Source organism: Synergistaceae bacterium (assembly GCA_017443945.1).
Taxonomy (GTDB): Bacteria; Synergistota; Synergistia; order Synergistales; family Aminobacteriaceae; genus JAFUXM01.
On record JAFSXS010000053.1, the window covers coordinates 1 to 26,338 of the forward strand.

Genomic DNA, 26,338 nt, shown 5'->3' on the forward strand with positions numbered 1-26,338 from the left:
AATTGACTCTCTTCCTTCGCGGGCTAATTTTTCTATTTCATCTTCATGGGTGCAGGCGTATAAAAGATTTTGCGCGAGCCCGTCTACATCATCAACCTCACTGCCGAGCCCAAATTTGAAATCTCCGGTTAGTTCTTTGCTCGATGGAATATTGCTAACAACAGGGAAACACCCATGCGACATTGCCTCACTTAATGCTATACCAAATGTTTCCCAATGTGACGGGAAAGCAAAAATTTTCGCATCCCTGTAGAAATTTATTAATTGTTCACGGTCTCTGATCTCACCTACAAAAATAACGCGTTCTCTTAACTCCGGATATTTCGCGTAAAAATCGTCGGCAATGTTCAAATTTTCTGCGATTCTGCCTGCAAGTTTTAGAGTCCAATTTGGAATTTGCGCGCTGATTCTTGCGAATGCCTCAAGTAACGGCTCAGTATTTTTTTGATAAGTACCAAGCCTGCCCACAGTGAATATTGTATTCGAACGCTGTGAAAAATTTTTGAAGTCTCTTATTTCATGGGGGCTTAATGGATTAGGCACGTGCATAAATTTTTTTCCCCATCTTCGTGATAGTTCGTCAATATAGCATTTAAGCTCTGAACTCACGCATTTATTAAGCAGCCTAAATTGTAATCTCGGATGAAGTAAATTAGGGCCGGGACCGGGCATATAAGCACCGTCAAATTTGAGATATACTTTTCCGAACGGGTTTAATAATTTGTATATGAATGTATGTTTCTTATATATAGTGAAGCCCCAGTGATAAATATTCAGGACATTTATTCGGCGGGCATTCTTACGGAGCCAAGCGCACGAATCTTTTACCCAATCGCCGGAAATTTTTGGAACTTCCTCGATTCTGAGTCCCGGCAAATATTTTAAATTTGGGTAATCGTCATTAATATACGTTGCAACAAAAGCATCATAGCCCTCATATTTGTATAGGCCGTAGGGAATTAATCCGGGTTCCTTTGTTAAATGCTCATTCGTAATATTATAAAGTGTACAGAATACCGGCTTTCTTTCGTTACTCAATTTTTGTCAACCTCGTTTCAATAGTAAGAATCCCCTGCCGTTAATGTCATGACAGGGGAAAAATTTATTTATTTCACTGCTTCGGCGATTGCTTCTGCGACTTCTTGAGGCTTGGCCTGTCCCTTTGTTTCCTTCATGACGAGACCCTGCAAAAATTTTAGTTTCTTGCCCTTCTTGTCGCGGCCTGATTTAATTTCTTCGAGGACATCAGGATTTGCATTTATTACGTTCTTGATTATCTCGTTTAATGCATTGCCTGCGACTCCGCCTTCAGTAATGCCGAGTTTATTAACAGCTTCGTTAATGCCGCAATTATTTTCGCACATATAATCAAATACTTCTTTGCCCTGAGTCGTTGATAATTTGCCGTCATCGACCTTTGCGACGAGTCCCGCGAGAACTTCAGGTTTAATCATGAAATCAGAAATTTTTAGCTGCTTCTCGTTCATTACGCGCAAAACTTCAGTCCTTACCCAGTGAGCTGCTCTAACGGGATTAGCTCCTGACTTTACGCATGACTCGAAATATTCAGCTAAATTTTTATCATCGGTCAAGACATCAGCAACTTCACGCGGCAAATTAAAATCTTTCACGTAACGATTTGCTTTAACGTCGGGCATTTCCGGCATTCTCGCCGAGACTCTGTCGATCCACTCTTGATTAATAAATAACGGCGGTAAATCAGGCTCAACGATAAATTTGCGGTAAAATTCTTTTACTCTTGACGCTGTTGTAACTCCTTTTGCGTCGTTCCAGTGGCGGGTCTCCTGCTTGACTTCTTCACCGGCGAGCATTAATTTTTTCTGACGCTTGATCTCAAATTCTATTGCGCGTTCGAGTGCCTTAAATGAGTTCATATTCTTTACTTCAACTTTGCGACCCCAGCGGCCGTCGGAACATTTCATTGAAACATTTGCGTCAAATCTCATCATACCTTTTTCGAGCTCAACCTCTGACGCACCCGAATAAATTACGCGCCTTCTCAATGTTGTAACGTATTCTACTGCTTCACTTGCTGATGAAACGTCCGGCTCTGAAACAATTTCGGCGAGGGGCATTCCTGAACGGTTATAATCTACATATGAAGTATCAGCACCTTCAAGTCTTCCGTCTGACGCGCTGTGATGAAGGCTCCCAACGTCCTCTTCTAAATGCAGATGATTAACGCGGATTTTCTTGAGATTCCCGTTTGCGTCGTGAACTTCAATATAACCGTTTGCTACGATGGGTAAATCGCACTGGCTGATTTGATGTCCCTTTGGTAAGTCGGGATAAAAATAGGATTTCCGGAAAAATAAAGATTTCGGCTGCACTGTACAATTTAAGGCCATTCCCGCGAGCATTCCTTGTTCGACGACTCTGTGATTCAAATGAGGCAATGAACCAGGCAGACCCATACAAATCGGGCAAATGTGCGTGTTAGGCGGGACATCTGTATTTGTTGAACAGTTGCAGAAAATCTTTGTGTCGCTCTTGAGTCTAATATGAATCTCTATGCCGATTACGGGCGTAAATGTTAATTCAGACATGATATTATTTCACTCCTCCGTCTGCGATTTTGGGCGATCCTGTATGACGTTCGATAATGAGTCCTGCGTTCAAAATTTCTGTGTCGCTCCACCTTGCGCCGATTAATTGAAGTCCGACGGGTAAATCTCCGTAATATCCCGTAAAGAACGAGAGTCCCGGCAATCCTGCTAAATTAACGGGAAGTGTATATAAATCTGCCTCGTATTCTTTCAGAGCGTCATAATTTGAACCGCCGATTTTTCCGGGCAATGTGGGTGATGCAGGCTGCAAAATAAAATCTGTCTCACCGAATGCACGTGTAAATTCCTGCGCTATGAGGGTGCGGACTTTGGTAGCTGCTACATAATATTCTTCACAGCGGGTCGGCTCAGTTAAACAAGTTCCGGCTAAGATTCTTGCTTTAACTTCACTGCCGAAACCTTCAGATCTCACGCGCTCGAACATTTCTTTAATGCCGATTGCGTCTTTAACTGTATAACCGTATCTGACTCCGTCGTAACGTTCTAAATTTGTATGAGCCTCACTCATTGCAAGCGCATAATAACAAGCTACAGCATAACGCGCTACAACCGGCAAAGATACTTCTGTAATGATTGCTCCCTCGTCCTCTAAAATTTTTTGCGTTCTCTTCATTGCTTCAGAAATGGGAGACTCAAGCGTGAAATCTTGAAATTCTTTCACGAGAGCGACTCTTTTTCCCTTAATACTTACGTTGTCAGAGTGCGTGAAATCGTGTTTCTTCTCTCTGAAGCAGCTTGAGTCATAGGAGTCATACTCAGAAATTATTGACATGATTAACTGCAAGTCCATCACTGTGCGCGCAAACGGGCCAATTTGGTCTAATGATGAACCGTAAGAAATTAAACCGTAACGGCTGACCATTCCATATGTAGGCTTGAAACCGTAGACTCCGCAATAAGCAGCAGGTTGACGAATTGAACCTCCTGTATCACTTCCGAGCGAGAAAGGCACATAACCGGCACTAACCGCCGCAGCACTTCCGCCCGAACTTCCGCCGGGGACTCGTGATAAATCGTTTGGATTATGAGTCGGCCCGTACGCAGATTTTTCGCAGGTACCGCCCATCGCAAATTCATCCATGTTAGCTTTACCCATGAGAACGGCTCCGGCATTGCGTAAAAATTTCCATGCTGTAGCGTCATAAGGCGGCCGCCAATCTCCTAAAATCTTGCTCGCTGCTGTAGTCTTGATTCCCTTAGTGCATAAATTATCTTTTATGATCGTAGGGACTCCGGCCAAGATTCCAGAGTTTGACTCGTTTAATTGCTGCTTTGCTACATCGTCAGTGCGGGTGATAAGCGCGTGAATATTATCTTCGCATGAGTCAATACGTTTTTTGCAGGACTCGAAAAGTTCAGCGGCAGAAAATTTTTTCTCCTGAAGTCCTTTAGCTGCAAAGGTTAAATTTAATTCGTAAAGTTCCATAGTAAATTATTCCTCCATAATGCGCGGCACTTTGAAGTATGAGCCGTCAACGTGTGCGCTCTCGTGCAAGATTGCTTCAGTGTCCGGGAATTGTACGACTTTATCATCACGCAAGGGGCATTCTAGGACTTCTGCAAAGCTGAAGGGCTCTACGTCTTTCAAATCGAGTTCTCTGAATCTGTCGAGCATGTCAAGAAAATTATTTATGTAACGCACAGCACCGTCTAATTCTTGTTCTGTAAGGATTAGGCGCGATTCTAATGCGATACTGTTTACTTCTTCGCTAGTTAGTTTCACGAAATTAACTCTCCTTCTTAATGTTGAGTAAAATATAAAATTTTTCGTGAATATTATAGCAAGAGAAATCATATAAAAAGTGTGTCTGTAAATTGCTAAAAATTTTATAATCATTGCTGTAATTTATTATGAAGGGAGAAATTTTCATGAAGAAAAAATTTTTGCTTGCTTTATCACTTGTAATTCTCTTCACGACATCGGCATTTGCTGACCTCGTACCGTTTGATTTCTCGCGTACTGTGAGTGTTCCGGGGAAAAATTTAGTTCGCATTGCAGATAATGAGACTCTGCCGGCTTCATTTGATTTGCGTGATTACGGCGTTGTACCTCAAATCAGAAATCAAGATCCTTGGGGAACTTGCTGGGCGTTCGGTGTTCTTGCTGGAGTCGAGACAGGATATTTAACGCAGGTTTCAAATGATGTCATAGCAAATTATTTGAGCCTTACTTCAAGCGATATGGATTTGTCAGAAATTTATATATCATGGTTCAGGTACATGAATCCCGACAAAAAATATAATTTCAGCTTGGTAATCAACAACAAACTTGTAGAAAATCCGCAATATAATCAAGTCTTTAAAGGCGGCAGTACTTTGCAGGCTCTTGCGATTATGTCAAGGGGTTGGGGCTGGGGGCCTATCGAAGAGAAAAACGGTCTGCCATATTCAGATTTTGACAGCGATACTAAAGCTAAGGAATCAGCAGCAAATATCAAGAGTCCTGATTATTACCCTACAGCACTTAGAATCACAGACGCGTCTTTTGTGGCCGATGATATTTCTTATGATATTATGTTCCTGCCCGAAAATAGAAATGAACTCAAGAAATTAATCATGACAAAAGGTGCTCTCACAATCAGTTACAGTGCTGCACTTGATGAACGCTTCACGAATAAGACAACAGGCGCATATTATTACGGCATAGGCCAAAAAGGGACAGCAGAAGGCGATAACCTTCCAACAGTGTCTGTTCGTCATGGGGAACGGGTTTAACTTCAAGTGCTGCAAACGTCTTCAAGGCCATAAGCGACGGGGAAATCTTGAAAGAAGTATCATTCTATACGACTCAGAACGATGCAGCAGTTACCGTTACAATCAGAAAATACAGCACAACTCACCCAGATACAAATATTGACAGCGGCACACTGATTGAACAAAGCAAAGATATTATAATTCCTCTTGCAGGCTATCACACTTATAAATTAGCTGATCCCGCAACTCTCAACAAAGGCGAGTATTTCAGCGTAATACTTGACATTACAAATCCTTCATATGAATTTCCTATCGCTACAGAAACAAGAATTAACGGATATTCTGATTATGCCGTAGTTTATGACCGTGAAAGCTATTTTTATGAAGATAATAAATGGGTCGACGGAGCATATAATAAAGAAAATAACGCCCCTCACCCTATGAACGCATGTATTAAGGCCTTCACAAAAGTATCTGACGCAAACGTTGACGACGAACCCGAACAAGAATCACCCACTATCGCCGGGATTCCTGTTGAAGATGAACCGGATTACACAGTTGACGATCAATATGTGAAGAATCTCAATCCCGATTATGAAACATTGTCAGGCCGTAAATTTTCGCAGATTCTCGCAGACAACAGCGGCAAAGCATTAACAGCAGGCGTTCAGACAGAAATTATCTTAGTCGACATGACAGAATACTACGAGTACACGCCCGAAATAAGCGCAGACGAAAAACGCGGCTCTTTACCATCAATTCCCGACGAGTTAGACCCGTTATTTAATGCAATGTACTCGCCAGATTTATTTATCGACACTAACGGCGTATTATTTCCGAGTTATGTTGCAAGCGTTGTTACAAGTTCTGACGGAAGCATAACTATTGACGCTGATAATCTCGTGAATTTCAACGGCGGAAAAGTGAATATCCCTGAAAGTTTTTATTTTGTGATTTATAGTGCTGACGTGAGCGGAGAATCAACTATCGGCAATATTAGTGTAGTTGAAGTTACTGCTGCTGAAACGCCTGTTAATCCTGATGAAGACGAAGACACTAATATATATTCAGGCGGAGGATCTAGCGGCTGTAATTCGGGAACATTTGCGGGATTAAGCATTATTGCTGTAATTTTCGCGTTGAAGTCAAGAAATAAATAATTATTTGCAAGAGTCTTGATGATTTTGTCGTCGGGACTCTTTATTTATATTTGCTTGTCGGAGTGATAATAACACAAAAGCCCGCTTTATTGCAGGCTTCTATATTTATAAGAAATTGTATCTGATTATATTCTGGTGGAGCTGAGGAGATTCGAACTCCCGGCCTCGACAATGCGAATGTCGCGCGCTCCCAACTGCGCTACAGCCCCAATGCATTCCGTAAAACGCAAAATATTTTATTCTCGACTCGTTGTATTGTCAAGAAATTAGCTGTATTGACGTTCGACAGCGCCGTGTACTTCTTCTAATACTGCTTGATACTCTTGACGGCGGCGGCCAAAGCATACGTCCATTTGCTCATAGAATGTAACGCTTTCGAGTCCCACGAATCTTTGTGCGATCGCTTCAGATGTCGGCATGTATCTAATTTTGCCGTTGTACATTTTAACGACTGTAACGCCGCTGATTCCCTCGTCAAGCAAAATTACTGCTGCTGCTCCGATTTGTTTGCCGAAATTTACATCATATGCAGAAGTCGAACCGCTGCGGACAATATGACTCGGAATAACTTCGCGAATCTCAGGAATCTCAAACACGCCGGGGACATACATTCCGGAAGTCTTCATAAATTGTTTGATTTCGGGGTCTTCACGCATCATATTTTCGAGGGTTTCTTTTACGAATCTTCCTGCGCCCGCTAACTTTGGATGACCGAACGAGTCCGCCTGTGCTGCTCCGCCGTCAGAGAATAATTTTCCGTCCTCGCCTCTTACACCTTCAGCTACAACAATTGTGTAAGTGCCTGCGTGAACGTCGGAATTAAGAATCCTGCGAATGTAATAATGCTTCAAATGATCGTAAACTGCGTTGAAATCTACAGGTACTTCAGGAATTAATATGCAGTCAGCGTCGGCAGCAATTCCGCCCCTAAAAGCTGTGTGGCCTGCATAACGTCCGAAAACTTCAATGACCATGATTCTATTATGAGTCGTTCCTGTTGTCTTGAGGTCGTCAACGATCGTAGCAATTTTGTTGATTGCCGAGTCTCCGCCTACAGAATAAGTCTGTAAATCCAAATCCATTGTCTTGGGAGCATGAACGCAGGGGATTCCGTGTTCTGATAAATCAACGACAACGCTTCCGGTATCATCACCGCCGGAAATTACAAGCCCGTTTAAATTGTGCTTGCGTAATCCCATCATGATTCTGTCATATTTGTCGGGATCGTTAATCTTGGAAATTTTGACTCTGCTGTGTCCTGCGTCGCTTCCTGCAAATGACGAATTTACATGATCCGTGCGTTCTTCGTCGAGCTCTACAAGGTGATCGAAATCAACGAGATTATATAAACCTGCATAACCGTTTGGAATCGTATAAGTTCTGATTCCGCGCATTAATGCAGCCTTTGCCGCACCTCTGATAACTGCATTGAGTCCGCCGCAGTCGCCTCCGGATGTGATTATTCCGATGTTCTTCATGTTGCTTTTGTTATCCACGATATAAATAGCTCCTTTGCGAGAAAAAATTTTTTATGAACTTGTTAATAATTATACAGTGATTCGAAAAATTTATGTAAAGTGTAAACCGCAAAATTTCTTATGACATAAATAATAATTGCGCTAAAATATTTATTGTTTACATGTTTACAGATTTATTTATGAGATTTTAGGGCATTACTTCGGGAATTTGCTTTATTGACTGATGAAAATTTTTGCGGGGGCAGATTTGATTAATCAGGCGGGGCAATTTCCGGAAGAGTTACATAAAATTTATTATTAAATCTTAACAGGAGGAATCTTTATTATGACGACAGGACCTGTATTAGGTGAATTCTTCGGCACTCTAGTTCTAGTAGTATTCGGCGACGGCAACGTTGCAAATTTAGTACTCAAAGACTCAAAAGCTAATGGCTCTAACTGGGTTCATATTTGCTGGGGCTGGGCTTGGGCTGTAGGTCTTGGAGTTTTCGCGGCAAATGCATTCGGAAGCGCAGAGGCAGATTTGAATCCCGCTGTAACAGTTGCAAAGACTCTCGCAGGCGTTTACGGTTCATGGGGTGAGGCATGCAATATTATAATTGCTCAAATGATCGGCGGATTTTGCGGTGCTATCGTAGTATGGCTTGCATATCTGAGTCACTGGAAGGGTTCAGATTCTAATGCGATGCTCGGCGTTTTCTGTACTGCTCCTAACAAGAGTGAATCAGAACGCAGCTTACCCTGCTGTTTCTTGACTGAAGCAATTGCTACATTTTTCCTTGTTACGCTTATTATGTGCGTGTTCTCTGAAGGTGTTGCAACAAAAGCAGGCTTTACACCCGGAGTTGGTACTTTCTTAGTTGCTGGAATCATTTACGGACTCGGTGCAGCTTTAGGAGGCCCGACCGGTTACGCTCTTAACCCTGCAAGAGATTTAAGCCCCAGAATCGCGCATTTTGTTCTTCCAATTCCCGGCAAGAGAGACTCTGACTGGGGATATTCATGGGTTCCTGTCATCGGCCCGCTTGTAGGTGCTGTAGCTGCTTACTTCTTCTGCCACGCGTTCGGATTAATGTAAAAAATTTTTCTGCCCCCGCGCATTATATTAATTTCAGGAGTAGAAACAATGCTATTTAAATTATTCGGAAGCAAGAAAGAATCTACTACTACAACCGCACCAGAAATCAAACAGGAGGAAAATTTTTCAATGTCAGAGAAAAAATACGTTGCTGCAATAGATCAAGGCACAACAAGCACTCGTTGTATGTTATTTGCTAAGGACGGCCGGCCGGTAGCTTCTCATCAAATGGAGCATGAACAATTTTTCCCGAATCCCGGCTGGGTCGAACATGACGCAATGGAAATTTGGAGCAGGACTCAAGACGTTATCAGACAAGCATTAATCAAGGGCAATATTTCACCTGAAGAAATTGCAGCAGTCGGAATCACTAATCAGCGCGAAACTACAGTTGTATGGGAAAAATCAACCGGCAGACCCATTTATCACGCAATTGTATGGCAGTGCACGAGGACTCAAGATTTTTGCGCAGAATGGCTGAAAAAACCGGGCTGGGGTCAGAACGAGAAAGGCGAAGGCAAAGTAAAAGAAATCACCGGACTTCTTATAAATCCATATTTTTCCGGCACAAAAATTCGCTGGATTCTCGACAACGTACCCGGCGCGCGCGAGAAAGCAGAAAAAGGCGAGTTATTATTTGGCAACACTGATACGTGGCTGATTTGGAATTTAACCGGCGGTGTCAATGGCGGCGTTCATGTAACAGACGTATCTAACGCTTCAAGAACTCTATTAATGAACATCGAGACTCTTAAATGGGACGAGACAATGTTAAAAGAGTTACAGATCCCCGAGTCAATGCTTCCTAAAATTATGCCGTCAAGTGCAGTTTATGGCAAAACAACAGCGTCAGGACCGTTCGGCGCAGAAATTCCTGTAGCTGGCGATTTAGGAGACCAGCAGGCAGCTTTATTCGGCCAGGCATGTTTGAGCGAGGGAGAAGCAAAGAATACTTACGGCACAGGCTGCTTTATGCTCATGAACATTGGAGATAAGCCGATTCCTTCCAAAAATGGACTCTTGACAACAGCGTTTTATTCACGTGAGCCGGGAAAATGTTATTACGCTCTTGAAGGTTCTATTGCGATTGCTGGTGCTGCGATTCAATGGCTGCGTGATAATTTGCGTCTCGTTGATGATGCACCCGTAACAGAATATTTTGCGGGCAAAGTCAAAGACTCAGGCGGAATTTATTTCGTTCCTGCATTCTCAGGACTCTTCGCGCCTTATTGGGACATGACAGCAAGAGGAGCTATTGTCGGCCTGACTCGTTATATCCGCAAAGAACACATTATACGCGCAACACTTGAGAGTCTCTGCTATCAGACTAGAGACGTTATCGAAGCAATGGAGAAGGACTCCGGCAAAAAATTAACGGCCCTCAAAGTCGATGGCGGTGCAGTTGTAAATAATTTATTGATGCAATTGCAAGCTGATATTCTCGGTGCTGAAGTTGTTAGACCGGTCGTAAATGAGACTACAGCACTTGGCGCAGCTTATGCAGCAGGACTCGCAGTCGGATTCTGGAAAGATGAAGGCGATATTCGCGCAAACTGGGCAGAAGATCACAAGTTCACGCCCGAACTCGCAGCAGATGAGCGCGAAAAGGCTTATGCAGGCTGGAAGAAAGCTATCGAGAAATCACGCGCTTGGACAGACTAATAAATATTTTGACTCAATAACGGCAGCTCCATTAACGGGGCTGTCATTTTTTAGTGAGGGGGAATAAATTTCATGAATTATGACGTGATTATAATTGGCTCAGGCATTACAGGAGCTTCAATCGCGCGGGAACTCTCGAAATATAAATTAAATATTGCTGTACTCGATAAAGCTTCAGAACTTCCCGCAGGTGCAAGCAGGGCAAATTCTTCAATGATTCACGGAGGTTTTGACGATGAGCCCGGCACAATTAAAGCAAAATTCTGCGTTCCAGGTAATAAATTATGGCACAAGCTCAAAGACGAATTAGACGTACATTTGGATGAATGCGGGTCGTTCGTGTGTGCATTCAATGACTCTGAAGTCAAGCACCTGGAAAAATTATTAGATCAGGGCATTAAAAACGGTGTTCCCGGACTTGAAATAATTTCAGGCGATAAATTACGTGAACGCGAACCAAATACGAATCCAGAAATAGTAGCGGCTTTATGGTCTCCTGAAGCAGGAATAATAAACAATTTCGAGGCCGTCAACGCAATGATAGAAAGCGCAAAAATTAACGGTGCTAAATTATTTCTTGAGACTCTTGCGACGGGCTTAATACTCGATGAATCGCAAAATATTAAAGGCGTTCACACAAATAAAGGCGATTTCTTTGCTCCTGTTGTAATAAATGCGGGCGGAGTTCATTCGGGCGAGATTGCAGAATGGGCCGGAGATAAAAGTTTTAAGATTATCCCGACAAAAGGCGAATATTATTTGCTTGACCGCACAACCGGAAATTTTGTAACGAGCTTCTTATTTTCTTGTCCGTCAAAGGCAGGCAAGGGCATAACAGTTTTACGCACAGCAGAAGGGAATCTAATGGCAGGCCCTACAGCAACGGAACAGCAAGACCCCGAAGACAGAGCTACAACGCCCGAAGGTCTCGCAGAAGTTCTCAAGGGTGCGCGCCGACTCGTTCCTAATTTCCCCGTGAACATGAACATAACAACTTTTGCAGGAGTAAGAGCTAATACAGAGTCAGGAGATTTCGAGATTAAAGCATTGAAGACTCCGCGCGGTTTTGTGAATGCTGCCGGTATCAAATCGCCCGGTTTTACTTCGTCGCCTGCAATCGCTGTTTATATTGCTGATTTACTCAAGGAAGAACTATCAGACAGAATTAAATTAATCCCTAACGAAAAATTTATACCTGAACGCCGTAATATTCCGAGATTCTTATATTTGGACATGGACACAAGAAAGAAATTAGCGCAGGAAAATCCATCATACGCTCAAATAGTTTGCAGGTGCGAGACAGTTACAGAAGGTCAGGTAATCGAGGCAATCAAACGCGGTGCAAGAACTATTACAGCCGTTAAAATGATGACTCGTGCAGGGACGGGACGCTGTCAGGGCGGTTTTTGCTGTCCTAGAGTCGCAGAAATTTTGTCGCGCGAATTAAATATCCCCTTGGACGAAATAACAAGGCACGGCGGAGAGTCCAAATTATTAGCTGGTAAAACTAAAGAATTTTTGCTCAACAAGGAGGCCGGCACTAATGAATAATAATATTGACGTGCTTATAATCGGAGCTGGCCCTGCCGGAGTCGCTGCTGGTATCGGCGCAAAGCAGGAAGGCGCAAAAAATGTCGTTGTAATTGAACGTGATTGGGACTTGGGCGGAATCTTGCAGCAATGCATACACCCCGGATTCGGTCTGCGAACGTTCAAAGAAGAATTAACCGGCCCTGAATACATGCATAGATTCATAAAGCAGGCTCATGAAATCGGCGTAGAGTTCCGTACAAATACTATGGTATTCCAAATCGACAAAGACTCAAATACCGTTTGGACAATGAACAAAGAACGCGGAATCGAATCACTAAATCCGCGAGCAATAGTTTTGACAATGGGCTGTCGTGAGCGTCCATTAGGTGCAATAAGAATCCCCGGCACTCGTCCCGCAGGAATTTATACGGCTGGTACTGCTCAAAGATTCGTAAATATGGAAGGATTTATGCCGGGAAAACGCGCAGTTATTCTCGGTTCGGGTGATATAGGCTTGATAATGGCCCGCCGAATGATCTGGGAGGGTGCTGAGGTTGAAGGCGTTTATGAAGTAATGTCTTGGCCGGGCGGTTTGCGTCGTAATATTGCACAATGTCTCGACGATTACGGGATCCCGTTTCATTTAAGGACGACTGTTACAAAGATTCACGGGCAGGATAGACTCGAAGGCGTTACGGTCGCAGAAGTTGACGACAAAATGACTCCAATTAAGGGTACTGAAAGATTCATAGAGTGCGATACTTTATTGCTTGCGATAGGGTTAATCCCTGAAAATGAATTATCACGTATGGCCGGAATAGAGATTCACAAAGTTACGGGCGGACCTGTTGTAAATGATTTATTGCAGACTACGAACCCGGGAATCTTTGCCGCCGGAAATGTCGTAATAGTTTATGATTTAGTTGACAACGTAAGCGATGAAGGATTACTCGCCGGAAAAAGTGCCGCAAAATTCGCAGCAGGTAAAATTTCGAGTGATATTAAGCGTATACCAGTTAAAGGCGGGGAAAATGTTAGACTCTTTTCGCCTCAATTTGTTACGGGAGAGACTGACACGACAATTTTTATGCGGGTAACTCATCCGATTGAGCAGGCGTGCAAAGTTTTCGCAAGTAATGATTTATATTCGCAAAGATTGCGTTATGCGCGTCCCGGAGAAATGAACGAAGTAAAAATTAAGGCCGAACAGATAAAAGCGTTACCCGACCTGCAAGAAATTATTATAGACATTCAGCCGGTTTAAAGAGGTGATAAATTATGAGCGAAACAAGAAAATTTATTTGCGTGTCGTGTCCATTAGGCTGCGGGTTAAGCGTGAGTCTTGATGATTTCGGCGAAGTTGTAAAAGTTGAGGGTAATACATGCCCGCGCGGAGAAAGTTACGCAAGATCCGAAGTGAAAGATCCTAGACGCGTTTTTGCTTCTACAGTTAGAGTCAAGGGCGGAAAATTGCCGGTCTGCCCGATTAGAAGTAAGACTCCAGCTCCTAAGGGAAAATTATTTGATATAGCGCGTGAAGTAGCAAAACTTGATGTCGCAGCACCGTTGAAAATCGGCCAAGTCTTAATACACAATGTATGCGGGACTGATGTAGATATTGTTGCAAGCCGAGATTTAGCAGCTTTATAAATAGTGAGGGTTTGTCCCAAATTTTGTGTAATTAGAAAATTGAATACTTGCAAATACTGAACTTCAGATTCCATTTACACAAAAAATCTGACACTCCTAATAGTTTTAAGAGTCCGCCGCCTCGCCCCACCCGCCCACCCTGCTCGGCGGCGGAAAAATCATAGCTGAGACTCAAGCAATGTGATTAAATCCTTCACGTTATCGCGGGTAACTTTGACTCCGAAGCCCTGTGCTTGTAATTCCGGATATTGTGCGCCGTTGCAAATGACGTTAATAATAATATCTCCGACTTCTGCTTTGTAGTGGCTAGTTTCCAAATAATTATCATTGTTGAGAGTTATATTATTCAGGCTGCTAAAGTTGTAGAAGTCAGTTATTTGCGCAAGCCCTTCGAGAAATTCAAAATAGTTTTTGTCATTAACTGAGGCTCGATAAGTAACGTTGTGCATTGGATTCGTGAATATTACCAGCTCGATATTATTTTCCCGGCATAGATTCACAATTTCACGCAAGTCATTTAGAGTGCCGGATAAATTATATTTGCTGCCAAATGAAGGTTCAAGAGGAGATTTCTTCCAGTCAAATTTTGTTTCACGATTATAATCACTGTTCCAGCCATATTTATAAAATCGTTCGACAAATTTTTTTGATGGAGAATGCTTCAATATTCCCTCAAGCGCTTCAATATTCCTCGCTATATCTATATATAGTCTGCAAAAATGTATGAAATTATCACGCAAATATTCATACGGACATCTAAAATGTTGATGTATATGGTCATCTATCAATTCTGTATAAGAATAACTGTCAACACCTATAGATATTTTTTGAGGATATATGTTATGTGATAGAAAAGTTTTCAGATTGTCTAAATGTTCACGAGGTGTTCCCGCTGAATAAGTCATATTGTAAACTTTATAGTCCGAAATTTTATCCGTGTGAATATTTCCTACTCTTGAAGAGCCGAACATAAAGCTGTCAAATTTTTCCGGATTCGCTAGAATGTATTTCATCTTGACATAATTCTTGTTGGGTTCTATTCCGTTATCTCTGATATTATAAGCATGAAAGACGTTGAAAGGATCTATAATAATCGATATAACCACTTGTAAAATAAGCGAGTACAAAATAAATATTGAGACTTTAAGCAAAAATTTTTTCATGTGAGTCATCTCCTAAAACTGGAAATAAACAAATTCTGTAGTCTCAGCTGTCCTGAATAAAGTTAATACAGTCAGCAATACGAAATAAAATGCGTATCTAACTATAAAATTTTTCTGTGAGGTCATAAAGTTTATTACATCATGTTTTAAGCTGGCATAATCCCAGATAATTAATGCCATGACAGCAACTATTATTCGGAATTTCTTAAAATTAGATATGATTAAAACCTTATAGCCATTAATCGCAAAATATTCCCATAAATTATTTATCCCCGTGAAAAGATTCGAGAAAATATACAGCGCCTCACTGACATTATTTGCACGGAAAAATATCCACGCAAGACTCACAAATGTAAATGTCATCATAACCCGCAACGCCCTTAAACTTTTTGGACGCGTGAAAAAATTTTCTATCACCTGCGCAAGTCCGTGAACAGCTCCCCAAATTACAAATGTCCAGTTCGCACCGTGCCAGAGTCCCGAAATTATAAACGTAATCATCAAGTTCAAACAATGCCGGAATTTATTAACTCGATTCCCTCCCAGCGGTATATATACATAATCGCGAAACCATGTCGATAACGAAATATGCCACCGCGACCAAAATTCTTTAATGCTTGCTGAGAAATAAGGACTCCGAAAATTTTCCATTAGGTCAATATTCATCATCTTAGCACAGCCCCTCGCAATATCAGAATAACCGCTGAAATCGCAATAAATCTGAATCGTAAAGAATAAAGCCGCCAGAATCAGCGCAAATCCCTGATAGCTATGCACATGATTAAAGACTCTATCAGAATATGTTGCTAAAGTGTCTGCAATCGCTAATTTCTTGAAGAATCCCCACGTCATTAATTTTATCCCGTATGAGGCCTGCTCGTAATTGAAAACGTGTTTTGCTTTAATTTGAGGCAGTAAATTATTTGTGCGCTCGATAGGCCCTGCAACTAATTGCGGAAAAAATGAGATAAACGCCGCATAAATTCCAAAATTTTTTTCTGCCCCAGCCTCGCCCCTGTAAACGTCAATGACATAGCCCAGAGTCTGAAATGTATAAAACGATATTCCAACAGGTAATAATAATTTTAACGTCGCAGGATGTAATTTTATCGCAAATAAATCCATGAAGCTCACAAAACTTTGCGCGAAAAAATTATAATACTTGAACACAAACAAGACTCCCAGACATGCAATTAACGAGAAAACAAGAATAAATTTTTTTGCCGGCTGATTATCTCTGTAACGTTCGATTAAGAGTGCTGCAAAATATGATATTATCGTCGTAAATAAAATTAGCACAACATATTTTACATTCCAGCTCATATAGAAATAATAGCTAGAAATCAGAATCACAGGCCAGCGAAATTTATCCGGCAGTCCCCAATAAATAGCAAATACAATCGGAAAAAATATCCCGTACTGGAAAGAGTTAAATAACACCCTTCACACCCCCTGTGCTGTTGCAGGAGATTTGCTGCAAAAAATTTCGTGTAATTGATAAAGATTAGTTAAATTGTGTAAGAGAGCAGAGTCGTGCCGTTGTGCGTTGTGCGTTGTGCGTTGTGCGTGTCGAGTATACAAGCTCATTATTTAGATGTCAAGCTCCTTTACGAAAAATTTTTGCTTGATTCTAGCATTTATTTTGCGCAAAAAATACCCTCACGCACAGAAAAATTTTAATATGCGCCTTTACTCGATAATACCGCTAAAGGAGTCTTAAATAATATTGCAATGTCAAGCCACACAGACCAGTTATGAACGTAATAACAATTTATTTTGCGCCTAAATTCTGCGTCTAAATCACTTCTTCCGCTGACCTGCCATATGCCGGTTAAGCCCGGTTTTGCTGTATAAACTTTTTTGACGGTCAAATCATCACTGTAAACTAAATCAACATCAGATTTTATCAGCGGACGAGGCCCGACAAGACTCATTTCTCCCTTGAAAATATTAAATATCTGCGGGAGTTCGTCAATGCTCGTTTTTCGCAAAAATGCGCCGATTTTCGTAACTCTGGGGTCATCCTTCAGCTTTATTCCCTGTTTGTAGCTCGCAAAAACTTCCGGATCCTTAAATAATTTTTTCGTAATTTCCTCTGCGTTAGTGTGCATAGTGCGAAATTTGTACGTTATAAAATTTTTCCCCTTCCAGCCGACTCTCTCGCGGTTATAAAATATTGGCCCGCCGTCCTCTTTCTTGATTCTATAAGCTGCCCATAACATAACGGGAGTAAAGAATATCAGCGCGATTACTGCTCCGATATAGTCAATTATAGTTTTTATTACAACGTTGACGGGATTCAAGAGTCCCTGCGATGAAGAAATAACCGGCATTCCGTCAATGCTGCGAATCTTGGCCGAATAAGTCGTAAGCATGTACATATCAGGCACAAATAAAACTCTGTCAATATGCTGCTCTATATCGTTTAGGACATCAGCGAGTTTTACCCGTGAAGCTGTAGGGATTGCTATAACGGCCTCGTCTGCGTTTAACTGTGATTGAATGCTCTCGAAATCTTTTATTTTGCCGAGTACCTGCACGCCCTGAATGAATTTATTTTGTTTATCGTCGTCATCGTCAAGGAAGCACAAAATTTTTCGCGCCGTAAATGTTGATGATTGAATGCTCTTTGCGATTAGTTTTCCTGCCTCGCCTGCTCCAAGAATTATTATAGACTTCGCAAGCAGCCCCGCACGAAATAAAATACTCCGGAAAAAGTATCTCGCCGTAATTATAACCGGAATGAAGAAAAAATTTCCCAGCAAAATAGCAAGAAATGACACGTGAAATTTATTAGCGTAAAGATAAAGAGTACTTAGCAGCAAAATTAACAGGACAGATTTTAATATCGCGCTGGTTTCTTCCCATAGAGTCCAATTTCTGAACCCGTATAATTTTGTGAAGAGAAAGCAAGCTAACATTGTGCCCGTTAAGAATATCAGCACTTCGGAAGTAAAATTTTGCGATTGTTTCGTGAAAAATATTATAGCCTCGAAGCATGTATAATATAGTAAAGCATCAATTACGCCCTGAAGAATTGCAAATATAAACCGCGACGTTTTCTTGACTCTCGGTAAAAGATAATAATATATGTGATGTGATGTGATGTGATGTGCGATTTTACACGATTCATAATATTTTGTCAAGCCCCTTTTTAAAAATTTTTCAGATAAATTATAAATTAATTTTACAGCATTCACGAAGATTTACACTATAAAATTTTTGCATATTCGCGCTACACTTTCAATCCGGGCGGGATGAACAAATACTGTGCTGTTAGGGAAAATTTTTTATAAATATTTTGGGCGGTGATTGCAATGTTTGTCCGTGCTGATTTATCGATTATGGCGGGATAATTTGCGTTAAAAGTTTCGTGCAATAATTATAATAAATACAGATTTTATACTCCATCAATAACAAGATAATAAATTATAATCGCATGAGTAAAGAAATAAAATTTTTGTGTGAGAGATTATTATAACCGTGAAAAATTAATTTTTTTGTAGTTGTAAATGTAGTTGTAAAAGTCTCGTCTTTCGCAAAGCATTGAGTGAAAAATTTTTCGTGAATATTATAACAGTTAAATTTGAATACTTGCAAAATATCTCAATTAATAAATAAATTAAACTTTTCACCAGTCCTGAAGCCGCCAGCTCGTAAATAATTACAATAAATGCAGATTCACACTATAAAATTTTTGCCTGTTCGCGATAGATTAATTTTTTCACCAGTCCTGACCGTCGACCCTTATAGCTCGTAAATAATTACAATAAATGCAGATTCACACTTCAAAATTTTTGCCTGTTCGTGATAGATTAATTTTTTCACCAGTCCTGAAGCCGCCAGCTCGTAAATAATTACAATAAATGCAGATTCACACTATAAAATTTTTGTCTGTTCGCGATAGATTAATTTTTTCACAAGCACAGCAAACCGCACGCAAATAATGCAATAATTGACTTCATTTACTATATAATAACTTATCATTCACTCACAAAAGGAGGCTATAACAATTTGTACTCACTAGATAAAATTTTTAGCGGCACTACTTATAATGACTCAGTGTTCAGTCAGGAAAATATAAACGCTATACAGTCAGCAATTTTCACAAAACAAGTGAAGGGCGTTGATGTCCCGTTTATTAAGTGCCTCATACGCGATAAAGAAATTAGACTCACTCCGGAAGAAACTGTCAGGCAATTATTTATTTACAAGCTCATTCACGAATATAATTACCCGCGCGAAAATATTAAACTCGAATACGCCATACACTTCGGAATAGAAATAAAACGCGCCGACATCGTAATTTTTGACAGCGAACACCCAGAGTCAGAATATATTATAGTCGAGGTCAAGAAACCCAAATTACTGGAGGGCAAGAGTCAGCTAAAATCTTACTGCAATGCAACCGGCGCACTTATAGGAGTCTGGACTAACGGCCAGCAAATTGAATCGTATCTGCGCAAAAATAAGGATGATGATGGGAATGAGAAAAATTTATTCGAGTCAATTCGGGATTCTATTATTCCTCAAGCCGGACAAAAATTGCGCGACCTACTTAACAAGCCTAAATATATTTCTGACTTGGCCGCAAATGATAAGCTCGCAGCAAATAAAAGATCCCTCAAATCGTTAATTCAAGAAATGGAAGATGAAGTATTAGCTAATGCAGGGGTTGACGCATTCGAAGAAGTCTTCAAGCTCATTTACACGAAATTATATGACGAACTTCAAAGCACTAGAAACACAAAACGCGCTCTCGAATTTATGAATTACGGCGACACTGACAACGCACTCAAGAAAAATATTCAGGCATTATTTGACAGCGCACAATCAAAATGGCCGGGCGTATTCCCAAAAGATGAAAAAATTTCTCTCACTCCTTCGCATTTATCCGTGTGTGTGTCCTCATTGCAGAACGTGAAATTATTTAACTCGAATCTTGATGTAGTTGATGACGCTTTCGAATATCTCATGAATAAATCGCAGAAAGGCGAAAAAGGGCAGTTTTTCACACCTCGTTACGTCATTGATATGTGCGTCAAAATGTTAAATCCGTCCGAGTCTGAAAGCATGATTGATACTGCTGCAGGGTCTTGCGGTTTCCCTGTTCACACGATGTTTTACGTATGGAGGAAAATTTACGAGAAAAATGGTATTCCGCCTAGCAATTTATTTACCGCCGAGAAAAAATTACCCGAATGCGAGGACTATGTGCGGGAAAAAGTTTTTGCTATCGATTTCGACGAGAAAGCAGTTAGAGTCGCACGCACATTGAATCTAATCGCAGGAGACGGACGCACGAACGTTTTGCACCTGAATACGCTCGATTATATGCACTGGGACGACTTTACAAAGACTCTTGCGTGGCAGAAAATTTATTTTGAAGGGTGGCTGCGGTTCATAGACTTTGCAGAGACTGAAGAAGGCCGCAAAAATTTTAATTTCGATATTGTCATGGCAAATCCGCCGTTCGCTGGTGATATTCAACAGAAAAATATTATCGCAAATTATGAACTCGGCAAAAACTCTAACGGCAAATATCAATCTAAGGTCGGACGCGATATTTTGTTTATTGAACGCAATTTATCATTTCTAAAGCCGGGCGGACGTATGGCAATTATTTTACCGCAGGGGAGATTCAATAATTCGAGCGATAAATATATTCGTGATTTCATTGCGGAAAGATGCAGGATTCTCGCGGTTGTCGGTCTTCATGGAAACGTCTTCAAGCCTCACACCGGTACAAAAACGTCTGTGCTGTTTGTTCAGAAATGGGACGATGATTTATGCCCGCGCCGTGATGATTACCCGATTTTTTTTGCGGCCATGCAGAAACCCAGCAAAGATAATTCCGGCGATAAAATTTATGTAAAGGACGAAAACGGGAGCTTTATTCTTGATGATCATAATCATTTAATAGTGGATCACGATTTATTTAATCACGATGGGAAGACTCAAGACGGCATTGCAGAAGCGTTTATAGAATTTGCCAAGCGGGAAAATTTAAGTTTTTTCGTTGATGCCCATTCGTCATTTAATGAAGCGAAGTATAATGCTTTGATGAGTGGGCTTGAATGTTGCGAGGTGATGTTAAATGTTATGCTATCATCTGGACGGCTTGACGCTGAATATTACTCTAAATATAACATATTTCTTCAGAACAAATTAAACGAAATTGGAGCAAAAACTATTGCAGATTATGGCGGTCGGCTTGATTGCAGCGCGTTTTATCCTTCAGTAGCAGAATATTACGACAACGATAGAAGCAATATTCCATTTTTACGAGTGAATGAGATTAACAACGGACTTATTAACATTACCGATGCTACAGTTTTCCTGCCTATGAAAATTTTGCAAGAAAATAGCAGCACTATAGCTCTTGCATATCCCGGTGATATTGTTATAGCTAAGGGAGGAACCGTCGCAAAAGTGGGACTTGTTACAAATGAATTTTCCATTTATGCAACAAGCCGTGATGTAATAATTCTTAGAACAAATAATCTTGAAGGATTGAATAAATATTTTCTCTGGGCATTCCTTCACAGTTCATACGGTAGAGGGATATTATTACGTTCAGCAAGTCAGACAGTACAGCCACATTTAACGCTACCTGCAATATTAAATATAAGAATCCCAGATATAACAGAGATTCAATCTGCAATAGAAAAACTGTACACAAAATCTGTGAAATCAAAACTAGAAGCAGAGTCACTCTATCATCAAGCACAAAAACTCTTGCAGGACGAATTAAATTTTTCACTCCCGACTCAATCTCATAATATCACGACAAAATTATTTTCTCTCGCAAATTCCGCAGCCAGACTCGACGCTGAGTACTTCATGCCTAAATATGAGTATATTGAAAATAGTTTGCGAAATTATGATCCGAATATAAAAACGCTTTCTGATATTGCAGAATATATTTTTACGGGAGAATATGCAGAAGAATATTTTACGCTCGAAGATAATCCCGGCTTCATTTATTATGTGAGAGGTACAGATATTCAAAATGGCAGGATTCAGAAAGATAATTCACACTACGTAGACCCCCAAAAATTTAGTAAATTCATTGTTACTAATGATATAGTAACAGGGCGAGTAGGCACTATAGGAAATTTTGGAGTCGTGGATGATAGCTTAAACGGTGCTTTATGTTCGGATAATATAATTTGCTTTCATTTACCGCCTGAATATTTGCCTGATGTTTACGCACTTTATTTCAATTTGCCAATTATTAGCGATTTTATAAGGCGTTTATCTCGTGGTTCTGTTCAACAAAGAATGAATCAAGAAACATTGAGAGATGTATTAATCCCATTTATAAAGATTGACACCCAGCAGAAAATCTCTGACCTCGTGCAAAAATCTTTTACTCTAAGACGCGAATCAGAGCAATTAATAAATTTGTCCGTCAAATCCGTAGAAATCGCTATCGAGTCAAGCGAGGCCGACGCAGTGAAATATATTAATCACGTCATATTATGTTAGAATTAGCGCAATTATAGAGAGGTGAAAAATTTAATGACTGCTTACAACTATGAAGACGCACGGGAAGCATTAAATTATCTCATGCGATTCGTTAAAGAAATTCCGGAGACTGCAATAATATCAGGTTCGGGACTCGGAGACATAGCAGACTCAATTGACAATAAAATTATAATCGACGTTAAAGACGTTCCAAACTGGCCGCGCTCAACTGCACCGGGACACAGCGGAAAAATTATTCTTGGCCAAGTCAGCGGAAAAAATATTATCATGCTACAAGGCCGTGTGCATTGTTACGAGGGTTACTCGATGAAGGCCGTAACTTTTCCGACTCGCGTTCTCGGCATGATGGGCGTAAAAAATTTCATCGCGTCAAATGCCTCTGGAGCAATCAACAAAGATTTCAAACCTGGTGAAATTATCGCAGTCAGAGATCATATAAATTTTATGGGCACTAATCCATTAATCGGACCTGACGAACCGCGATGGAATGCAAGATTCCCCGACATGACTCACGCTTATTATCCCGGATTTCTTGAGACGTTAAAAAATTTTGGCCTTCGTACAGGTGTCTACGCTGCATTTATGGGGCCGTCGTTCGAGACTCCAGCAGAAATAAAAATGGCCGGCATTCTTGGAGCTGATTTAGCTGGAATGTCAACAGTTCCGGAAGTCCTAGCAGCTAATTCTATGGAAATGAGAGTCTGCACTCTTTCATGTGTTGCAAATATGGCCGCAGGTATAGAGCCTGATAAAATTTTGACTGAAGCCGAAGTATTAACAAAGATGAAAGAATCTGCTTCACACCTTGCAGAAATTATTGTTAAGCTCGTGAAGACTTTATAATTTGGGAAGGCGTTATTTATTATGAGAAGATTTGTGAAAAATTTTATATCAGCGTTATTTATTGTATTACTGCTCGTTAATGGCTCGTCTGCAGAAACAAATTACGACTACAACGACGCTCAGGAGGCAGCAAATTATATAGCTCACTTTATGAAAGATTCGCCCGATATTGCGATAATGTCAGGTTCAGAGCTTGGCCGTTTTCCTGATGTTGCAAATATTGATGACAAAATAATTATTGATTATCAAGATATACCGCACTGGCCAAGAGCAACAGCACCGGGCAATAAAGGCAGACTCATTCTCGGCAAAGTCGCAGGCAAAAATATTATTTTCCTTCAGGGCAGACCGCACTATTATGAAGGCTACTCGATGAAAGCTGTAATTTTTCCCGTCAGAGTGCTTAAATTAATTGGCGTTGAGAATTTAATTATCACTAATGCATCCGGAGCAGTGAACAAAAATTTTCATATCGGCGAACTTATTGCAATAAGAGATCACATAAATTTTTTGCCGAATCCGTTTATAGGCGCAAACGACGAGCGATTTAATGCAAGATTCCCGGATATGACTCAGGTTTACGATAAAAAATTTCTTGAGACTCTGAAAAATTTCGGACTGAAAACGGGCGTTTATGGTGCATTAACGGGGCCGTCGTTCGAGACTCCTTCAGAAGTTAATTTTCTCGCTTTAATCGGTGCTGATTTATTAGGAATGTCAACGACTCCGGAAGCAATGGCCGCTCATGCAATGAATATAAAAGTTTGCGCAGTCTCATTTATTACGAACATGGCCGCAGGAATTGAACGCGATAAAATTTTGTCAGACGATGAATTTGCAGTGTTAATCTTTAAAGAGTCAGAAAAATTAATTGATCTCATAGTGAAATTTATAAAAACTTTATGACAAGGAGTACGATAAAATTTGAGAAAAATATTTATTCTAGCAGCTATAATTTTTTTGTTTGCGGCGAGTCCGTTATTTGCGTCGTCGTGGGTAAATTTTCCGGAAAGCTGGGACATAGGGCAGGCATTCGCGATTTCTATAACGTCAACGGCTGAATATTCGGATCCCGTTGTAACATGGATGAACAGAAAAATTAATCTCAACGTCGAACAGGGCGGAGCTGGGCGAATCTCTTACGGTTTATTAGGCTCTGACGTTCGCAACACTAAGCCGGGCGATTATCCCATTTTGATAGAATTTACGCAGGGAAATAGAATTTATAAAGCGTCGGGAAATATCAAATTAAATGCCCGTCAATATCCGCAGGAACATTTACGAGTCAATCAAAAAATGGTAAATCCTCCTAAACGCGAATTAAAGCGAATCCGTGAAGAGTCAAAATTAATCGGTGCAGCACTAAGAACTATGACAAAGGCCCGGCGCTGGACAACTCCTCCTCAAGCACCATTAAGCAGTGTTACACTTACGAGTTATTACGGCCTTCAACGTGTCTATAACGGCGTACCTAGAAGCGGCCATAACGGAGCAGACTTGAGAGCAGCTAACGGCACAAAAGTTACAGCACCATTTGCGGGAACAGTTTTATTGACAGGCTTTCATTATTATGCGGGCGGAAGCGTTTATATTGACTCAGGGAACGGCGTAATAACTGCATTCTTTCACCTTCAAGAAATAAACGTGAAGAAGGGCGATAAAGTTAATAAGGGTCAATTAATTGCTAAATCAGGCAGCACCGGACGAGTTACAGGGCCTCACCTTCATTACAGTTTAATATTAGCGGGTCAATTTGTAGATCCGATTCCGTTATTGTCAACGAGCATTACAGAAATGTTGAAGAAAGGTACTCAATCGCAGGTAAATTAACATGAATATTTACGGAATGATTCTAAGCGGCGGGAGCGGGACTCGTTTATGGCCGTTATCGCGTGAAAACATGCCCAAACAGTTTTTAAGGCTGCACGGAAATAGAACTCTTCTGCAAAATACTGCGTTAAGAATGCTAAATATAGTCCCGTTAGAATATTTGCGTGTTATAAGCGGCTTGAAGTGGCATAAATTAGTGGTCAAGCAATTTAATGAGACATTCGGACTCGAAAATTTGAGCGAAAATTTTATAATCGAGGAACCCTGCGCAAGAGGTACAGCACCGGCGATATTGCTTGCAGTTGATGAATTATTAAAATCTGGCGCAAAATATGATGATGTCATGATAATTGCTCCGAGCGACGCATTTATAAAGAATAATAAAGTATTCAGCGACTCTATAAAAATTGCGGTCAAAGCAGCGCAGGACGGTTATATCGCGACACTTGGGATTTCACCGACTCGGCCTGAAACGGGCTTTGGTTATATCAAGCAGGGCAATTTTCACGAGGGGGGCTATTGTGAGGCAGCAAATTTTGTAGAGAAACCCGACATTGACACGGCAAAAAAATATTTAGCTAGCAAAATTTATTTATGGAACGGCGGAATATTTATATTTACTCCTGAAGCTCTTTATCGCGAACTCGAACACGCTGACCCGGAATTATATGCGCTTGCAATGCGTAAAAATGTGCGTGAAGAATTTTCCGGCGTAAAAAATATTTCGTTCGATAATGCAGTAATGGAACGCGCGAAAAAAGTTGCTGTCGTGCCTCTTGTAAATTCCGGCTGGTCTGACGTAGGCTCGTGGGACGCTCTGCACGATGATATTTTAGACAACGACGAGAATAAAAACGTAACTGTCGGCGAGTCAATGATTCTAAACAGTAAAAATTGTTTTGTGTATTCAAATGAGAAACTTGCTGTCTTGAACGGCGTTAATGATTTAGTGATAGTAGATTCTCCCGACGCATTATTTATTACACACCGTGGGGCTTCTCAGGACGTGAAAAATGTCGTGAAGATTCTCAAGGAACGCGGTATGAACGAAAAAATTTAATACATGCAACGTCAAAGGCGAAAACATTTTTGCAACTGTGCATCATCAGCAGTTAATTTATCGCGCGAATATCGTTCGTTCTTCCCACCCGCCCACCCGGATTCAAGG

General features: G+C 40.8%; 20 protein-coding genes and 1 tRNA gene. 12 read left to right on the forward strand and 9 right to left on the reverse strand.

Annotated elements, in window-relative coordinates; genetic code table 11:
- The 4 genes from IJT21_05445 to gatC all read right to left on the reverse strand — a co-directional run.
- The coding region (locus tag IJT21_05445) for a glycosyltransferase family 4 protein (protein ID MBQ7577692.1) at positions 1 to 1,038 on the reverse strand (1,038 nt) is incomplete at its 3' end.
- 68 nt (positions 1,039 to 1,106) lie between these two features.
- Complete coding sequence (gene gatB, locus IJT21_05450; protein ID MBQ7577693.1) at positions 1,107 to 2,567, reverse strand: Asp-tRNA(Asn)/Glu-tRNA(Gln) amidotransferase subunit GatB; 1,461 nt, start codon at positions 2,565 to 2,567, stop codon at positions 1,107 to 1,109.
- Between the two features lie 4 nt (positions 2,568 to 2,571).
- Complete coding sequence (gatA, locus tag IJT21_05455; protein MBQ7577694.1) at positions 2,572 to 4,014, reverse strand: Asp-tRNA(Asn)/Glu-tRNA(Gln) amidotransferase subunit GatA; 1,443 nt, start codon at positions 4,012 to 4,014, stop codon at positions 2,572 to 2,574.
- 6 nt (positions 4,015 to 4,020) lie between these two features.
- Positions 4,021 to 4,311: an Asp-tRNA(Asn)/Glu-tRNA(Gln) amidotransferase subunit GatC gene (gatC, locus tag IJT21_05460; protein ID MBQ7577695.1), complete on the reverse strand. Its 291-nt coding sequence runs from the start codon at positions 4,309 to 4,311 to the stop codon at positions 4,021 to 4,023.
- 146 nt (positions 4,312 to 4,457) lie between these two features.
- Here gatC and IJT21_05465 point away from each other — a divergent pair, with 146 nt between their 5' ends.
- Together IJT21_05465 and IJT21_05470 are read left to right on the forward strand one after the other, a co-directional pair.
- Positions 4,458 to 5,303 (forward strand): hypothetical protein, encoded by an 846-nt coding sequence (locus IJT21_05465; GenBank protein ID MBQ7577696.1) that lies wholly within the window; start codon positions 4,458 to 4,460, stop codon positions 5,301 to 5,303.
- 29 nt (positions 5,304 to 5,332) lie between these two features.
- A complete protein-coding gene (locus IJT21_05470; protein MBQ7577697.1) occupies positions 5,333 to 6,442 on the forward strand; it encodes a hypothetical protein in 1,110 nt (369 codons plus the stop codon).
- Between the two features lie 133 nt (positions 6,443 to 6,575).
- On the opposite strand, the gene IJT21_05475 is transcribed toward IJT21_05470, so the two are convergent.
- Together IJT21_05475 and IJT21_05480 are read right to left on the reverse strand one after the other, a co-directional pair.
- Positions 6,576 to 6,651: transfer RNA gene (locus IJT21_05475), tRNA-Ala, on the reverse strand.
- Between the two features lie 57 nt (positions 6,652 to 6,708).
- A complete protein-coding gene (locus tag IJT21_05480; GenBank protein ID MBQ7577698.1) occupies positions 6,709 to 7,920 on the reverse strand; it encodes a 6-phosphofructokinase in 1,212 nt (403 codons plus the stop codon).
- 325 nt (positions 7,921 to 8,245) lie between these two features.
- Between IJT21_05480 and IJT21_05485 the strand changes: the two genes are divergently transcribed.
- The 5 genes from IJT21_05485 (at position 8,246) to IJT21_05505 (ending at position 13,843) form a co-directional block, all read left to right on the forward strand.
- A complete protein-coding gene (locus IJT21_05485) occupies positions 8,246 to 8,998 on the forward strand; it encodes an aquaporin family protein (protein ID MBQ7577699.1) in 753 nt (250 codons plus the stop codon).
- 129 nt (positions 8,999 to 9,127) lie between these two features.
- Positions 9,128 to 10,660: a glycerol kinase GlpK gene (gene glpK, locus IJT21_05490; protein MBQ7577700.1), complete on the forward strand. Its 1,533-nt coding sequence runs from the start codon at positions 9,128 to 9,130 to the stop codon at positions 10,658 to 10,660.
- Between the two features lie 72 nt (positions 10,661 to 10,732).
- On the forward strand, positions 10,733 to 12,211 hold the full coding sequence (locus IJT21_05495; protein MBQ7577701.1) for an NAD(P)/FAD-dependent oxidoreductase: 1,479 nt from the start codon (positions 10,733 to 10,735) through the stop codon (positions 12,209 to 12,211).
- Positions 12,204 to 13,457 (forward strand): FAD-dependent oxidoreductase, encoded by a 1,254-nt coding sequence (locus tag IJT21_05500; GenBank protein MBQ7577702.1) that lies wholly within the window; start codon positions 12,204 to 12,206, stop codon positions 13,455 to 13,457. The genes IJT21_05495 and IJT21_05500 overlap by 8 nt, the downstream gene beginning before the upstream one ends.
- Before the next feature lie 14 nt (positions 13,458 to 13,471).
- Positions 13,472 to 13,843: a DUF1667 domain-containing protein gene (locus tag IJT21_05505; GenBank protein ID MBQ7577703.1), complete on the forward strand. Its 372-nt coding sequence runs from the start codon at positions 13,472 to 13,474 to the stop codon at positions 13,841 to 13,843.
- 158 nt (positions 13,844 to 14,001) lie between these two features.
- Here IJT21_05505 and IJT21_05510 read toward each other — a convergent pair whose 3' ends face one another.
- The 3 genes from IJT21_05510 to IJT21_05520 all read right to left on the reverse strand — a co-directional run bounded on the left by IJT21_05510 (position 14,002) and on the right by IJT21_05520 (position 18,152).
- A complete protein-coding gene (locus IJT21_05510; protein MBQ7577704.1) occupies positions 14,002 to 15,006 on the reverse strand; it encodes a hypothetical protein in 1,005 nt (334 codons plus the stop codon).
- A gap of 12 nt (positions 15,007 to 15,018) precedes the next feature.
- A complete protein-coding gene (locus tag IJT21_05515) occupies positions 15,019 to 16,446 on the reverse strand; it encodes an MBOAT family protein (GenBank protein ID MBQ7577705.1) in 1,428 nt (475 codons plus the stop codon).
- Positions 16,447 to 16,682: 236 nt separating this feature from the next.
- Positions 16,683 to 18,152 carry a sugar transferase gene (locus tag IJT21_05520; protein ID MBQ7577706.1) on the reverse strand — a complete coding sequence of 490 codons (1,470 nt, stop codon included), beginning with the start codon at positions 18,150 to 18,152 and terminating at the stop codon, positions 16,683 to 16,685.
- Between the two features lie 868 nt (positions 18,153 to 19,020).
- Here IJT21_05520 and IJT21_05525 point away from each other — a divergent pair.
- Genes IJT21_05525 through IJT21_05545 form a run of 5 tightly spaced genes read left to right on the forward strand, consistent with a single transcriptional unit; the run spans position 19,021 to position 26,230 of the window.
- Entirely contained in the window at positions 19,021 to 22,497 is a 3,477-nt protein-coding gene (locus tag IJT21_05525) for an N-6 DNA methylase (protein ID MBQ7577707.1), read from the forward strand.
- Between the two features lie 33 nt (positions 22,498 to 22,530).
- The gene (locus tag IJT21_05530; GenBank protein ID MBQ7577708.1) at positions 22,531 to 23,340 is read left to right on the forward strand and encodes a purine-nucleoside phosphorylase; all 810 of its coding nucleotides are present in this window, start codon (positions 22,531 to 22,533) and stop codon (positions 23,338 to 23,340) included.
- 21 nt (positions 23,341 to 23,361) lie between these two features.
- On the forward strand, positions 23,362 to 24,246 hold the full coding sequence (locus IJT21_05535; GenBank protein MBQ7577709.1) for a purine-nucleoside phosphorylase: 885 nt from the start codon (positions 23,362 to 23,364) through the stop codon (positions 24,244 to 24,246).
- 18 nt (positions 24,247 to 24,264) lie between these two features.
- On the forward strand, positions 24,265 to 25,170 hold the full coding sequence (locus tag IJT21_05540) for a M23 family metallopeptidase (protein ID MBQ7577710.1): 906 nt from the start codon (positions 24,265 to 24,267) through the stop codon (positions 25,168 to 25,170).
- 1 nt (position 25,171) lies between these two features.
- A complete protein-coding gene (locus tag IJT21_05545; GenBank protein MBQ7577711.1) occupies positions 25,172 to 26,230 on the forward strand; it encodes a mannose-1-phosphate guanylyltransferase in 1,059 nt (352 codons plus the stop codon).
- The last annotated feature ends 108 nt before the right edge of the window (positions 26,231 to 26,338 follow it).

Bases quoted from the DNA above. Each gene is read 5' to 3' on its own strand.
- gatB (MBQ7577693.1), bottom strand. From the start codon at position 2,567: ATGTCTGAATTAACATTTACGCCCGTAATCGGCATAGAGATTCATATT.
- gatA (MBQ7577694.1), bottom strand. From the start codon at position 4,014: ATGGAACTTTACGAATTAAATTTAACCTTTGCAGCTAAAGGACTTCAG.
- IJT21_05465 (MBQ7577696.1), top strand. From the start codon at position 4,458: ATGAAGAAAAAATTTTTGCTTGCTTTATCACTTGTAATTCTCTTCACG.
- IJT21_05480 (MBQ7577698.1), bottom strand. From the start codon at position 7,920: ATGAAGAACATCGGAATAATCACATCCGGAGGCGACTGCGGCGGACTC.
- IJT21_05485 (MBQ7577699.1), top strand. From the start codon at position 8,246: ATGACGACAGGACCTGTATTAGGTGAATTCTTCGGCACTCTAGTTCTA.
- glpK (MBQ7577700.1), top strand. From the start codon at position 9,128: ATGTCAGAGAAAAAATACGTTGCTGCAATAGATCAAGGCACAACAAGC.
- IJT21_05495 (MBQ7577701.1), top strand. From the start codon at position 10,733: ATGAATTATGACGTGATTATAATTGGCTCAGGCATTACAGGAGCTTCA.
- IJT21_05500 (MBQ7577702.1), top strand. From the start codon at position 12,204: ATGAATAATAATATTGACGTGCTTATAATCGGAGCTGGCCCTGCCGGA.
- IJT21_05505 (MBQ7577703.1), top strand. From the start codon at position 13,472: ATGAGCGAAACAAGAAAATTTATTTGCGTGTCGTGTCCATTAGGCTGC.
- IJT21_05510 (MBQ7577704.1), bottom strand. From the start codon at position 15,006: ATGAAAAAATTTTTGCTTAAAGTCTCAATATTTATTTTGTACTCGCTT.
- IJT21_05530 (MBQ7577708.1), top strand. From the start codon at position 22,531: ATGACTGCTTACAACTATGAAGACGCACGGGAAGCATTAAATTATCTC.
- IJT21_05535 (MBQ7577709.1), top strand. From the start codon at position 23,362: ATGAGAAGATTTGTGAAAAATTTTATATCAGCGTTATTTATTGTATTA.
- IJT21_05545 (MBQ7577711.1), top strand. From the start codon at position 25,172: ATGAATATTTACGGAATGATTCTAAGCGGCGGGAGCGGGACTCGTTTA.